The 15476-nt window shown below is 47.8% G+C and carries 8 protein-coding genes; 1 reads left to right on the forward strand and 7 read right to left on the reverse strand.

The features are described from left to right. Positions 1 to 86 precede the first annotated feature (86 nt). The 6 genes from C943_RS09965 to C943_RS09990 all read right to left on the reverse strand — a co-directional run bounded on the left by C943_RS09965 (position 87) and on the right by C943_RS09990 (position 13284). Positions 87 to 374 carry a hypothetical protein gene (locus C943_RS09965; protein WP_008627252.1) on the reverse strand — a complete coding sequence of 96 codons (288 nt, stop codon included), beginning with the start codon at positions 372 to 374 and terminating at the stop codon, positions 87 to 89. Between the two features lie 209 nt (positions 375 to 583). Then, positions 584 to 3028, reverse strand: a complete 2445-nt coding sequence (locus tag C943_RS09970; protein WP_008627253.1) for an ABC transporter permease — start codon at positions 3026 to 3028, stop codon at positions 584 to 586. A gap of 48 nt (positions 3029 to 3076) precedes the next feature. Then, positions 3077 to 5497: an ABC transporter permease gene (locus C943_RS09975; RefSeq protein WP_008627254.1), complete on the reverse strand. Its 2421-nt coding sequence runs from the start codon at positions 5495 to 5497 to the stop codon at positions 3077 to 3079. Between the two features lie 344 nt (positions 5498 to 5841). Further along, positions 5842 to 8247 (reverse strand): ABC transporter permease, encoded by a 2406-nt coding sequence (locus C943_RS09980; protein WP_008627255.1) that lies wholly within the window; start codon positions 8245 to 8247, stop codon positions 5842 to 5844. Positions 8248 to 8259: 12 nt separating this feature from the next. Further along, the gene (locus C943_RS09985; RefSeq protein ID WP_008627256.1) at positions 8260 to 10686 is read right to left on the reverse strand and encodes an ABC transporter permease; all 2427 of its coding nucleotides are present in this window, start codon (positions 10684 to 10686) and stop codon (positions 8260 to 8262) included. 198 nt (positions 10687 to 10884) lie between these two features. Further along, positions 10885 to 13284, reverse strand: a complete 2400-nt coding sequence (locus C943_RS09990) for an ABC transporter permease (protein WP_008627258.1) — start codon at positions 13282 to 13284, stop codon at positions 10885 to 10887. A gap of 626 nt (positions 13285 to 13910) precedes the next feature. Here C943_RS09990 and C943_RS09995 point away from each other — a divergent pair. Then, on the forward strand, positions 13911 to 14627 hold the full coding sequence (locus tag C943_RS09995) for a class I SAM-dependent methyltransferase (RefSeq protein ID WP_008627261.1): 717 nt from the start codon (positions 13911 to 13913) through the stop codon (positions 14625 to 14627). A 227-nt stretch (positions 14628 to 14854) separates the two neighbouring features. On the opposite strand, the gene C943_RS10000 is transcribed toward C943_RS09995, so the two are convergent. Next, on the reverse strand, positions 14855 to 15331 hold the full coding sequence (locus C943_RS10000; RefSeq protein WP_008627263.1) for a cupin domain-containing protein: 477 nt from the start codon (positions 15329 to 15331) through the stop codon (positions 14855 to 14857). Positions 15332 to 15476 lie beyond the last annotated feature (145 nt).

The raw sequence follows: 15476 nt of genomic DNA on the forward strand, positions 1-15476 counted from the left end.
ATTGTTAATGGTTATTGGGTTATTGGGAAATAGTCCATAGCTGCAGCTCTTGCTTCTTGTGTCTTGAGTCTTGTGTCTTAAGTCTCTCAAATCTCACGTCTTATTTCTCCAATCTCCCGTCTCCTTTCAATAAACGTGATCGGAACAAACTTATCCGTAGGTGCGCCGATGTAGTACAGCGTCCAATTGGGATCATGCTTGGCTAGCATTTCCGAAATGCAGTCCGCACGGTGTCCATTTGGATTTTGGCATTCATCCCAAAAAAACAATTCCACTTTGTAATGAAGGGATTGCTTCTGGTTGTTGATCGTCACCTCGATGTTGATGTCCTGTTTTCCTGTGCCGGTCGGGATGGGTATAGCGATGTGTGTCATGGGAGTGGGGGTTAGGGGTTCGTGAGTTATTGGGTTATTGGGTTATTGGATAAATGGTTAAGTCCACAGTCGATAGTCCACAGCCGCGGCTCTTGGTTATTGGCTCTTGTTTCTTGTTTCTTGTTTCTTGTCTCATTTTCAGGCCGTACTTCCTACTTGGTACTTGGTTCCTCCTCTGAATCTACCAATTTCAATTCATCACACCCTTGTTACTCGCTTCTCAAGTTCTTCACGGGATTCAGCCAAGAGGCCTTGACGGTTTGTGAGCTCACGATCAGCACAGAGAAAACCAGCCCGACCCCAACAGCCAAGAGGAAAACCCCAAGTCCGAGATTGGTTTTCACAGCAAAATCATTGAGCCATTCCCGCATCAGGTAATAGCTCGCCGGAAGGGCCGCTAAGATGCCAATCATGGTGATTTTCAGGAAATCCTTGTTGAACAGCATGGATATTTCCAAAGTCGTAGCTCCCAAGACTTTCCGGATACCAATTTCCTTGATTCTACTACTAATCGCCAAGGACGCCATGGCAAACAGTCCCATCCCCGCGATAATTACCGCGATCAATGCCGCAGCCGAGACCAATGCCCTGAGGCTTTGATCTTTGGTGTATTGGTTGGCGATGTTATCCTCCAAGAAGCTGTAGTTGAACGGGTCGGTGCCGTAGATATCCTGCCACTTGGCGCGCAATTTCCCCACGGTCTCCTGCATATCATTGGATTGGATTTTTACAAAAATCTTCGGCACCATATTCTCGGACATCCACAGCGAATGGACTCCAGGGAAAATATGCCCATGGTGCAGCACCAAAATCCCTGGCTCAACTTTCCTATACAAGCTCTCGTAGTGAAAATCCTTCACCATGCCTACCGCCTTGTTTTCTGGGAATCCTCGTTTGCTTTCCAGAGAATTGCCGACCACATCGTCCCAACCCAAGGCGGATTTCATCGCCTCATTGATGATTATACCCGTCGACTTGTCCGCTGGAATATTGGCTGAAAAATTCCTCCCCTCGATCAATTCCAATCCAAAAAGCGGCAAAAACTCCTCATCGACGATGTTGACCTTGAATTCGATTTCCTTTCCATCGGGGCTTTCATAGCCTGCATTGAACCAAGTATTGTCCCCAAAAATCGCCGTGGCCACGCTGACGTTCTCGACCTCGGGCATCTTGATAAGTTCATTTTTGAAGGTCTGCCCATACTCGAATCCCTTGTCGATCAATTGGCCCAACCCTTGCGCAGCCGGCGGCGGGACGTTGATCTGCAAAATCGCCGTCCGGTTGATTCCCAATTCATGATCCTCGATCGTCTTCATCTGCTTGTACATGATCAGGGTACAAGTGATCAGGAAAATCGAAATGAAAAACTGAAATCCCAGCAGGGACAACCTGAGGCCCTGCTTCCCAAACTTGACACTCAAATTGGACTTCAGGACTTGTATAGGCCGAAAAGAAGCCAAAAACACAGCAGGATAGGATCCCGCAACCAGCGCGATCAACACGCCAAAAACCAATATCAATAATACCTGTCCGCCGGAAAGAGAAATCGCCATGCGGGTTTCCATCAGTTGATTAAAAGTGGGTAGAAACACACGGGCCAAGCCGAGTCCAAGACCCAAGGAGAACAGCGTCATCAGGATGGATTCGGCCATGAATTGCCCAAACAACTGGTCGGTTCCGGCTCCCATCGTTTTCCGAACTCCGACTTCCTTAGCCCTTGATGAAGAATTTCCAATCGCCATTGTAGTGAAATTGATACAAGCAATCAGGATGATGAGTACCGCAATTCCCCCCAAAATCCACAGGATCCGCGGATTCATATTGGCCGCGGTTCCGGCTTCTTCGGAAAAATACACATCCGCCAAAGGCTGGAGTGCGAAATTGTAATCAATTGGTTCCTCCCGATTTTGGAACAAACCGTGGATATACTGCTGCATGGATTTCTCAAATCCAGCTGCATTAGTCGGGTTTTTGACCATCAGGTACGCATCTCCAAAAGCCATATACCAATGGTCCCTTTGCTCCTGCGTGTAAAGCAAGTCCGCATTGTCGTCCAGCATCAAAATCTCAAACGTCAAGCTGGAGTTGGCAGGCACGTCCTCCATTACACCCACGACCTGGTAAGAAATAAATTCTTCAGCAGGTCTGATAAGCAGGGACTTACCCACCGGATTCGTGTCTCCAAAATATTTCTTGGCAGTACTTTCTGTCAATACAATATCATACCGATTTTCGGAAGTTTTCGGCGTTTGCCCCTGCACCATTTTGAAGCTGAACATCTCGAAAAAACCGGGACTCACCATCATGATGTCTTGGTTGAATCCCTCGCCGTCCTCGACTTTCGCCAGGAAATTTTGTGGGAGAATATTGGTAAAAACCATCTCCTGCGCAAAATTCCCCTCCAAAACGGGCTTCAATGCCAAGGGCATACTCGGCGTCCGAAACACCTGATCGCCCTCTTGACGCGTATTCAATATCCGATAAACTGCATCTCCATTTGTATGGAAATTGTCAAAGTTCAATTGTAGCTGGATGTAGAAAAACAGCATGATCGAGGCTGCCACGCCCACGGTAAGTCCGAGGAGATTGATGCCTGTGTAGGTCTTGTTTTTCAGTAAGTTTCTGAATCCTATTTTGAAATAGTTCTTCCACATGGAGTTGGTAGTTTAAGTGGTTTATGTGATGGCCTAAGGCCCAATTTTTTATTCATTCTTTAAATAGTCCACCGGATTGCTAGCCGCGGTCTTGAAGGACTGATAACTAACCGTAAGCCAAGCTATTACGACTGAAATAAGTCCTGCGAGCATGATCAGCAAAAGGTCAATTTCAATGCGGTAGGCGAAGTTGGAAAGCCAGTAATTTGACATAAGGTAATAGGTCAATGGCCCCGAAATCACAAAAGCGAGCAAGACCAGTATCGTGAAATCCTTGCTCAGGATCGTGACCAAATGCGCCACCGTAGCCCCCATGGCCTTTCGAATGCTGATTTCCTTGGATCGCTGCTCCGTGGTGTAGGCTGCCAAGCCAAACAATCCCAAGCAAGCAATACTGATCGCGAGGACGGTAAATACCAGAATGATATTTCCCATCTTTTGCTCGGACTGGAACAGGGAATTGTAATTGGCATCGATGAAGGAATACTCAAAAGCGGCACCATTGGAGTGCTTTTTCCAGATGGTCTCCAGAAGTTGAAGGCTTTCCTGCACATTTCCGGCTGCAAGTCTGATGGCGAGTTCGTTGTTTGGTTCGGGACCGAGGATCATGACCAAAGGCCTAACCTGCGTACGGAGACTTTCATAATTGAAATCCTTGATCACACCGATGAGGGTCTTCTCGGTCATGCCATCGGTATCGGGCCAAAAACTGGAAATACGCTGGGTGCCGTCGATCTCGCCAAAACCCATCATGTTGTAGGCGGTTTCGTTCAATATCACCGCTGCTGTATCGCTGGGAAAATCCTTGGAAAAAAACCGGCCTTTCACCATTTCGAAGCCCATGGTCTCCAGGTTGTCGTGGTCGGTGAAATAGAGATTGCAGAGGAAATCCTGGTTGTTTTGCATGGTTTTGAAAACCGTGGACCAATCGATATTGGGCGGGAGGTCGTTGGCATAACTGGCCGAAACAAAGGCCGATTGGGACAAAAGCTCATTCTTAAATGCTTGCCCATTTTGACCCAAGGAACGGGTATGCAGCAGGTTGATCACGTTTTCCTTGTCGAATCCCAGGTTTTTGTCCTGCATGTACCGCAGCTGCTTGTAGACAACCATGCTGCTGATGATCAGGGAAATGGAGATCAAAAACTGAAACACGACCAAGCCATTCCTGAAATGCGACCGTTTGGCGCCGCTTCGAATCTTCCCCTTCAGCACCATAGCAGGTGAGAACGAGGTCAGGTAGAATGCCGGATAGGAACCCGCCAACACGCCAACCAATACGGCAAACACCAGCAAGCCGACAATCACCAAGGGATCCGTGAATATTCCCAATCCCAAATCCTTTCCGGAAAGCGTATTAAATGGACGAAGGGCGAGCAGGATAAGGAAAAAGGCGATGAACATCGAGATCAAACCGTACATGATCGACTCCGACAAAAACTGTAAGACCAACCTGTTTTTCTGAGCCCCGATGGATTTCCTGACCCCTACCTCTTTGGCACGATTGGCAGATCGTGCGGTGGACAGGTTCATGAAATTGATGCAGGCGATGAATATGATGAATAGGGCAATCGCTCCGAAAATGTAGAGGTATTGGATCTTACCCCCGGGCTTGATTTCCTCCTGGGTCTCCGAATACAGGTGGATATCATGCAGCCTGCTGAGATAGTAACCCAAGCCACTTCCTTGTTCCCGGAGCGCGTCCATTGACAAGCCCAAGAAATTTTCCAGTTCGGGGCCGATGTATTTTTCAACAAACTGGTCAAGGGCCGTCTTTACCTTCTCCGGATTTGCATTGGGATAAAGCCTGAAGTAGGTGTATAGGTTGTTGCTCGACCATTGCTCATCCTTCATATACGGCCAACTCTCCCCCGACAGGATCATTCCAAAAACCAAATGCGAATTGTGCGGAGGATCTGCGGCGATGCCGGAAACGACTGTCTCCCGCTTGTCCGAGCCGCGGAGGATGATTTTTCCGATCGGGTTTTCATCACCAAAATACTTTTGGGCAGCCGTTTCAGTCAACACCACTTTGTTGGTGCCTTCCAAGGCTGTTTTCGGATCGCCTTCCAGCAGTTTGAAGCTGAAAAAATCGAAGAAATTCGGGTCCGCCACGAGCATATAGGGCTCCGTGAAAGTTTTTTCGCCATGTTGGATAGGCATCGTTCGGAACATACCCAGCCTGATCACTTCCTCCACCTCGGGTACCTCTTCCTTAAGGGCGGCAGCCATGGGTGCAGGCGTGAAGCCCATATTGAAATCATTGCCATTCATGCTGCCGGCCATATTTACCCGGTAGATACGTTCGCCATCCTTGTGGAACTTGTCGTAGCTCAATTCATCGACCACGTAGATGATGATCAAAATACTGGCAGCCATCCCCAGGCTCAGACCGAGGATGTTGATTGCGGAATAGGCCTTCTGTCGGCTCATTATCCGCCAAGCTGTAAGGAAATAGTTTTTTAACATGTTAGTGGTTGGTAGTTGGTTAGTTAATTGTCAATTCACCATGGTAATTGATGCTGTGCTGGTTATTGGTTATTGAGTTATTGGTTATTGGTTGTTCATTATTTGTTATTCGTTATTAAGTTATTCGGTCCTCGAGCGCCGTCGCTGGTTGGTCCCCGAGCGAAGCCAAAGGGTTGAATTAGTAGTCGATAGACCATAGTCCATAGCAGCGACACGCTGATTCTGTTGTCTTACGTCTTATGTCTCGTGTCTTATGTCTCATGTCTCATGTCTTGTGTCTCAAATCTCATATCTCCTGTCTTATATCTCATATCTCCTGTCTCACCCATAAGCCTGACTTCATCTCATTCACTTTTCAGCGCTTGCATCGTATTGGAGTAGTAGGCTTTGATGGCTTGGACAGTTACCAACAGCAGTGTGACTACTACCGTCCCTAAAACCACCAAGGCAAATGTCCCCAGGGGTAACTTGGTCTGGAAAGCAAAGTCCTTCAACCACTTACTGGATAGGTAAGCGACTGTCGGCAGGGCCAAAATGGCTGCAATCACTACGAGAACGATGAAATCTTTGGAAAGCAAAGCGACAATCTGCCCCCCGCCTGCGCCGAGGATTTTGCGGATGCCGAGCTCCTTGTTTCTTGTTTGGATCATGTAGGAAACCAAGCCGAGCAAGCCAACGATCGATATCAAGAAAGTCGCAATGGCAAAGAGATTAAACATTTTGGACAGTCTGACTTCGGATCGGTACAGCCTGTCGAAATCTTCATTGAGGAAAAAATATTGGAAATCCTCTTTCCCAAAGAGCGACTCCCATTTTCCTTCTATTTGTTCCAAAAGACCGATCGACTGGGCAGGGTCAAATTTTACAACCATACGATAGGCATATTGCGGCGCCACGTCCATGGCGATGCCGTGGATATTTTGTTGCACGCCCAGTTGGTGGTAATCCTTCACCACCCCAATGACGACTCCCTGCGGAGTGGTGGATGGGGACACAATTCTCTTTCCCAATGCCTCCTCGGGGGATTTCCAGCCAAAAAGAGCCACAGCTTTTTCATTCAGGATCAAGCCTTCGTCCAAGTCGGTGACCCGATTTGCATCAAAATCCCTCCCGGCGATCAGTTCAAGCCCAAGGGTTTTGATATAGTCTTCATCTACAGCCAAGTACTCCACGGAGGTGGGGTTTTCCTTTTCCCTCCCTTCCGGATAGGCAATCTGCCCAATCCAGCCTGGTCGCCCCGGAATGCCGTTGGCGTAGGAAACTTCCTGCACTGCTGTCAATTGCTGCAATTCATTTTTCAAAGCAGCCACTTTAGAGCCCGGTATTCTGTTCGTATTCAAGACAAGAATTTGGTCTTTGTCAAAACCGAGATTTTTTTTCTGCATGAATTGGAGTTGGTCCAACACGACGATCGTACCCATCAGCAGCGATACAGAAATGAAAAACTGCAGCACCACCAAACCCCTTCTCAACTGAAGGCCTGAGGCCGAGGCAGTGAATTTTCCTTTGAGAACTTTTATGGGCTGCATGGCGGACAGTGCGATCGCAGGGTAATAACCAGCCAAAAAGGTGATCAGGATCAGTAGTGCAATCAAGCCCAAAATGACTTCAATGCTCCGCAAAACGGCAAGGGTATAACTCTTATCCAAGAGCTCATTGAATAGCGGCATCAATACGTTTGCCAAGAGCAAGGCGAGGAGAAATGCCAAAAGGGTCAGTACAAATGCTTCTGCCAAAAACTGGATAACCAAGCCGCCCCGAGATGAACCGACGACCTTCCGCAACCCGACTTCCTTGGCCCTGTCCATGGACCTTGCGGTTGACAGGTTGATGAAATTGATACAGGCAAGCAGTATCGCAAAGGAACAAATCCCTATCACCAGCCAAAGCCGATCCATACTGCCGATGTTTCCGAGGCCATTACCGCTTTCAGACTTAAGGTAAATGTCTCCCAAAGGCTCCAAAAGCAGCTGTACTTCGCTCCCCCAAGACTTATACATCTCCCCCATGCGGTCCATGTAGAGGTTTTTTGTCTTCTCGGAAAAAGCTGACGCATCGGCATCTTCCCGCAAGAGGACATAATTGTGGAGATTGAAGTTGCCCCAACCATCCTCATATTGCATTTGGGTCAGCGCTTCGAGTGTCGCAAATGAAACCAGGAAGTCAAACTGAATATGTGAATTTTGGGGAACGTTCGCGACCACACCGCTTACGCGTAGCGGAATGCTGTCTTCCAGCATGAGTTCTTGGTTTAGTGCATCCCTCCCTGGGAAAAACTTCTCCGCCAATTCCTCCGACAGCACCACTTGGTAAGGCTCCTGAAGTGCTGATTCGGCGTTTCCTTTTCTCATCCCAAAAGAAAACACCTCCAGCATCTCCTTGCTTGCAAAAAACATCCGGTGGTCGAATCGCTGCTTGTCTTGGTACAGGTCCATTTGTGGCCAATTGGCGATATAGACCACCTTTTCCACCTCCGGAAAATCAGACTCGAGCACCTTCCCGATCGGCCAGGCATTGGTGCTGTTGTAGCCCTCTTCCCCGGTTTTGAGATCTCGAAACAAGGAATTGACACGGTAGATTCTCTCCCCGTTGGCATGAAACCGGTCGAACGAAAGCTCGTCGATAGCAAATACCAACATGTAGATGCCTCCTGTCAGACCTAAAGCCAAACTGAAAATATTGATCAAAGCGAATCCCTTCCTCTTCCTGAGATTTCGCACGGCCACCTTTAAATAGCTGAGTATTTTCATAACAGGAATTGTCTATTGGACTTTGAAGGTATCCACGGGATTGGTCATGGCAGCTCGGATAGACTGCGAACTCACGGTCAGGGCCGCTATCAAAGCTGCCGAAATCCCTGCGGTCAAAAAGATGACCCAGGAAACATGAATGCTGTAGGCGAAATTCTCCAGCCAAATACTCATCCCATACCAAGCAATCGGTACGGCGATCAAAAACCCAAATAACACCAGCTTGAGAAAATCCACGCCCAAGAGCGTCACAATGCTGGCGACGCTGGCACCCATTACTTTGCGGATGCCGATTTCCCGGGTCCGCTGTTCGGCTGCATAGGCTGATAAGCCAAAAAGTCCCAAAACAGAGATCAGGATGGCCAAGCCGGCGAAGAAGCCAAAAACCTGGGCGACCTTTTCCTCAGACTCATATTGCTGGTCAAAACTGTCCGAGACAAGATAGTAGTCAAAGGGAAGGTCAGGGCGCATTGCCTGCCATTCATCCCGTAGGTAGGAAATGGTTTCTTCCTTGTTTTCGGAGGAAATCTTTACCGCCACGGAGTTGATGCGATTGGTTGGAATCAAAAATACAATCGGGCTGATGGGCTGGTGAAGGGATTCAAAATGGAAATCCTTGACCACGCCGACGACATATCCCCTTCTATCGCCATACATGAACTGCTTTTGGACCGCTTCTTCCGGATTAGCCCAACCAATAGCCCGCACGGCAGATTCATTGAGGATAAATGCCTCCGTGGAATCCGAAGCCAAATTGATGTCAAAATCCCTACCCGCCACCAAGTCAATCCCAAAAGTCGTCATGAAGCTGTGGCTTACATGGATATCCGAAACCCGCACGTTGATGGGTGTGATCTCTCCATTTACTTCGGCCTGTGTACCCTGGGAATCCAAAAGCCTACCCGAGGGTACACGACTAGCCACTGCAACTGCCTGAATATTGGGATGCTGGAGGAGCCTGTCCCGCATCATTTCATAGTTTTGTGTAAACTCAGGATAGGAATTCAATACAACGATGTCGTCTTTTTCAAATCCGAGGTCCTTGTTTTTCATAAAATCCAGCTGGTCCAACACGACCAAAACCGACACGATCAATACAATGGAAATCGCAAACTGACCTACGACAAGGATGGAGCGGAATTTCTCATGGACGGAACCGATTTTATAGGTCCCTTTCAGCACCTTGACCGGCTGGAAACCTGACAAAAACATCGAAGGGTAACTTCCAGCCAAAATACCAACCAAAACCACCAAACCCACAAATCCTAACAGGTATTCGGGGTGTTCGAGAAGATTCAATGACAAAACTTTTCCTGTGAAATTGCCAAACGCAGGCAATGCCAGATAGGCGATTCCGAGGGCCAAAAGCATCGCCATCACCGCCATGATAATTGTCTCGCCCATAAACTGACGCACAAGTAGCTCGCGGTCCGCGCCCAGCACTTTCCGCAATCCAACTTCCAAAGCCCGTTTCGCAGAGCGGGCGGTAGCAAGGTTCATGAAGTTGATGCAGGCGATGAGGAGGATAAAAATCGCGATCGCCCCATAGATGTAGACATATTCAATGCTGCTGTTGGGTTCGATTTCCGAATCCAAATTGGAATGGAGGTGGATATCCGTCAGTGGCCACAGGTAAAGTTTGGTTCCTTTTGACGTTGGAATGCCCTGTGCATTGGCCTGCATATGGCGGTCAATAAAAGCTGGCAGTTCATCTTCCAAAGCCTTTGGGTCGACCCCGTTCTCCAGCAGTAAGTAAGTGCCGAAGCTGTTGCTGCCAAAGTTCATCATCATTTGCTCGTAGCCGCCGTAGAACTGGACGACAGGTTCCATCGAGGCCAAAAAGTCAGCCTTGAAATGTGAATTGTCTGGAAAATCCTCCATTACGCCGCGGACCTGAAGATTGACGGCCGTCGGGCCAATAATCGCCTCCATGCTTTTCCCAACGGGATCCTGATCGCCAAAATATTTCCTTGCCATGGATTCGGTTAAAATCACTCCGTCCGGAAAGGAAAGTGCCTTTTCTCCGTCGCCTGAGACCATTTTCCAGGAGAATACCTCAAATACATTTGGATCCGCAAAAAACAGTCTTGACTCCTCAAAGGTGTTTTGCCCCTCTTTCAGCACTACGTCCACATTGAGGAACCTTACAGCCTCTTTAACCTTGCCTTCAAAATCAGATTGCAGCAAGGGCCCAAAAGGCGGAGCTGCATGGCCCAAATGCAGGCTGGTGGCACCGTCTTGGTTGAACCAAGCCCTCGAAACCCGGTAGATGCGGTCGGCATTTTCGTGGTATTTGTCGTAGCTGAGTTCATGCTGGACAAAAAGGAAAATCAAAATGCTGGAAGCCATTCCGACCGACAACCCGAGGATATTGATCAGGATGAATGCAGGGCTCTTTTTGAGGTTCCGGATGAAGATTTTGAGGTAGTTGGTGAGCATGGTGGTTTGTTGGTGAGGTGGGTTCGTTGTTCAGCTATTCGTTATTGGTTATTGAGTTATTGGTTATTGGATAGTTCCGCATGATATTCATTCGGGTTTATACATTTCTCATTCATTATTTCCCATCCAGTCCGTAGACCCTAGCCACTCAAACATCTTGTGTCTTACATCTTGTGTCTCATTTCTTGGTACTCGAAGCTATTGATTCTTCAGCGTTTCGGCAGGATTACGGGCATACACCCTGACGGTCCTGTAACCTATTGTCAAAGCAGCAATGGTGGCTACCAACACAACCGCAAGCACATAGTTGATTGGAGAAATTGCTGTCTGGTAGGCAAATCCTGAAAGCCACTCCTTCGAAAACCATATCCCAACCGGAATTGCCAAAAGGGCAGCGAAGGCAAGTAGGATAAAGAAATCGGCTGATAGCAATTTCAACACAGCCAGCCTATCGGCACCCAACACCTTTCTGATACTGATTTCCTTTGTTCTTCGCAAGGCAACGTATGACACCAAACCAAACAACCCCATACAGGCTATCCAAACGGCGATGCCGGAAAACAGACCGAACAGCGCTCCGACCTTTTGCTCTGATTGGTAAAGATTGCTGTAGGCGTCGTCGAGAAAACGGTAATTAAAAGGACGTTCAGGAAACATGGTGGTCCATGTCTTGGATATTTCCTCCAAATGCGGCGCGGGATTTCCGGCGGGCAGTTTGATCAGGATCCAATTGGCCTCTGCTGGCTGAATGAATACCGCCAAGGGCCCTACCCGGTGATGCAGAGAATTAAAATAAAAGTCCTTTACTACACCCTTGATTACGGAACTTACGCCATTGAAATTGACCTTTTTGCCGACGCTTTCTTCCGGAGTCCAACCCATCTCACGTATGGCCGATTCGTTGAACAGTATCGACATTTCCAAGCCTCCTTCATAGGCTGTCGTTTGGTCGACATCGGTTTCCACAAAATCCAGCCCTGCCACCAATTCCAATCCGATCGTCTTGAAAACGTCATGGTCGACACAAAAACCCGTGACCATCAACTCCTTCTGAAAGTCTCCCCCCGGAAGGATGGAGTACCCCGCCTGAATAAAGATCGGCATGGAATTGCTCATCGCGGCGGCACTTGCATGGCCGGTTCTCACCAACTCGGTTTTGAAGGCAGGGATTTTATCCCGCATGTTATAGTGGGTTTGGAGCGCTATTACCTGTTCACGATCATAGCCAAGATTCACCGACCGCATGTACTGAAGTTGCTGGGATATTACCAAGGTGGCGATGAGCAATCCCATAGAGATGAAAAACTGGAAAACCACCAGTCCCTTTCTCAGCCAAATCCCTCCCCCAAGCCTCATTTCATTCCCAAGTGCTTTCAAAGGCGCCATTCCTGACAATACCAACGATGGGTAAATTCCCGCCATCAATCCCACCAAAAGCAAAATCCCAATCAAAAAACCAATACCCCATGGCCCGAATAACAGATTCAACTGCATCGGAATCCCAGAAAAATTCTCAAAGACACCCTTGCCCAGGTACAGCAGCAATATGCTCAATGAAATCGCCGCTATACTCAAGATCATGGACTCGGAGACAAATTGCCCAAACAACTGGCCTCGGGCAGCACCAAGAACCTTTCTCAGACCTACTTCTTTATTCCTTTCAGTAGCCTCGGCTGTAGCCAAATTGACATAATTGATCACACCGATCATTACCAGCAATATCGCGATGAGACCGAAGAGATACAGGTTTTTGATGTCATTGGCTGGCTTGATGCCTTTGAGTTGGGAGTCGCCCAGATGGATGCTGCTTACCGGCTGAAAAAAGAACGCCGTACTGAAATTGTATTCACGCATATCTGAACCCAGATACTTGTCAACCATTTGGCTGAGTTTCACTGAAAAAGCCTCTAAGTCGGTTCCTGCACGCAATTTGGCATAGGAGAAAAAATTGGCTGGAGACCATTGCGGTTCTCTTCCAAGGCGGTGGGTTTTGAAGGAACCAAGGAAATCAAAATCCAGATGGCTGTTGGAGGGAAAATCTTCCATCACTCCGGATACTGTGTATTCGGTACCGTCTACCTTGAGCGTTTTCCCAACCACACCGATGGACTGGTTGAAAAGCCGCTTGGCTGTAGTCTCAGTCAACACAATTTGTTTTGGCTCGGAAAGGGCGATGGCTGACTGACCCTCCAATAGCTTGAAGTCAAACACTTTGAAGAAATTGGCGTCTGCAAATGCAAACCTGTTTTCTTCAGTGCTCCCCTCTCCAGCATCGACCAGTACGGAAGAAAAAATTGAGAGGTCAAACACAGTAGTCGCCACCTCCACTTCGGGAAACTCCTCCATCAGGGTCGGTACCAAGCTGGCCGGCGTCGTTCCGACCATTTGTGATTCACCAGCTGAAGAAAACTCCTGGCTGAATTTGTAGATCCGCTCATAGTCCGTATACATACGGTCATAGCTCCATTCATGGTATATGTAGAGTGAGATCGCAAAAAAACTGCTTAGAGCGATCGTCAATCCAAGGATATTGATGGCCGTATACAGCTTTCGCTTCGACAGGTTCCTAAAGGAGGTTTTGAAATAGTTTTTCCACATGGATCAGCCAAAGTTTATGTCAATTGATCACAAATGGTGAAGAGGGAAGTTCTGCCACATTAGCAACACACAACAGAACCCCCCACCAAAGATTGATCGCTTTGCACTTGATGTGTTCCAGTTTTATGCCACAGTCAAAATCCCCCTTATTGATCAGGAACGGGGCTTTTTCGATGATGATCGGCAGAAATCACGGACAGTTTTGTTCGTCAGCGGTCAAAATCGGATGATATAAAAAAACAAGGCCCCCACAAAATGGAGGCCTTGCTTGGCATATCTAAACTAAAATACCTCTGAAAAAGAACGTTTGCGGCTGTCGAGGCTTAAGCCTGGCGTGAAGGAGAATTAGCCGCAGACTTTCAGAATATCGAAATCTTGGGACTTGTCAGCTAATAGTTGGTTTGTTCACAAAAAGGGCAAATGACATGCATTGCGTCTTTCGAGAAAACCTTGGTGCCAAAAGCATACCAAACCGATGAAACAGTGATTTCAGGCCAATTTGCATACAATTCTGTGCGCTCGCTACCAAAGGGCGTACAGAATTTGTTCATTTACGAACAAAACCGTGGACAACAAATCATGGTTAAGTCCCATGTGCGCCCATTCAACTTTAAACCTCGACTGCCATGCGATACTTGATCATGCTTCTTTTTATTTTTGGATTTGCCCCAAATGCCATTTCACAACAAGGCTCAAATTCGGCTGGCAGTTATACCTTCAAGACCCCCGACCGAGACGGAACCGGGAAAGTGTACATGGGGCGCGAAATTTCCAAAGTGATGAACTTCATGGGGATGAGTTGGCTGGAGCGCTCCACTCGCAACCAGGAGGAAAATACAGACTTAGCCATCAAAAAACTCCCGATCGATGAAGCCAGTGTCGTAGCGGATATCGGTGCAGGATCGGGTTTTTACACTTTTCGAATTGCAAAGCGGGTCCCAAAAGGGAAAGTATATGCAGTAGAAATCCAAGATTCGGCGATCAAATACCTGAAGGAGAAGAGCGAGGAACTGGGATTTGATAATGTCATCACAGTCAAAGGAAGCGAAAAATCACCCCAATTGCCCGAAAACTCCATAGATCTCGCGATTATGGTCGACGTCTACCACGAACTGCTGTATCCGCATGAAGTCCTGCAGGAAATCAAAAAATCCCTGAAACGCGACGGCAAACTGCTGCTGATTGAGTATCGGGGAGAGGATCCGGAGGTTTACATCAAGCCACTCCACAAGATGACCGTAGCGCAGGTGACCAAGGAACTCACTGCAAATGGCTTCAAAATGGTCCAAAACGGCCAATTCATGAATATCCAGCACTTTTTGGTTTTTGAGAAAGAAGACTAGAATATCGAATTATCAGGCACGCAAAGAAAACCAAGGAGCAGAGAGCGCAAAGGAAAATTGATTTCACTCCAAGACACTAGGACGCCAAGGAAAAGGAAAGCAGAGAATTTACAGATAATAGCAAAGCACCAATCGCTGCCTACTGAGACTACTTACTGCCAAAAACTGCCCTACACTATACTTTTGCGTTCTTTGCTCCTTTACCGTCTTTGCGAGATCAAAAAAAATCACGTCAGCCTCCTGATCACTTCCGCACAATCAGGCCATTTTTCCAGCAATTCCTCGGCTGTATACATCCTGAAATCAGCAAAATCAAAGCCCGGCGCCACTGTGCAAGAGACCAAACAATAAGCCTCTTCGGCATCCACCGTCGACCCAAAAATACTTCCTTCGGGTACCAAGACTTGTGGCCGATTCCCTTCCAGGCCCACCGGACCCACTTTCAATCGCTGATAACCCGATTCGGAAAGCACATGAACTGTCAGCGGACTCCCCTCGTGGTGATACCAGATTTCATGTCCGGCGATGCTGTGAAACTTGGAAATGTTGTCCGAGGTCAGCAGAAAATAGATCGAAGTCATCAGGTTTCGTCTGCCATTGTCGGTGTTGATGGTCAATGCGGACCTGTAGGTCTCTCCATAATACCCGCCCTCGGGATGGGGCTGCAGATTCAATTCCTCAATAAGTTGTTTGACTCGCTCCATGGCCTTCAGTTTTTTCCAAATGTATCCAATTTTCGGCAGCAAGGCTCAGGCAGCCTACGTGCTTCCACTGTGGATAACTTGTGTTTTTGGAGCGTTTTGGTGTGGGAAAATTGTGGGGAAATAATGGTGAAAAATATTGCTAAAC

This window comes from Mariniradius saccharolyticus AK6 (genome assembly GCF_000330725.2).
GTDB lineage: Bacteria > Bacteroidota > Bacteroidia > Cytophagales > Cyclobacteriaceae > Mariniradius > Mariniradius saccharolyticus.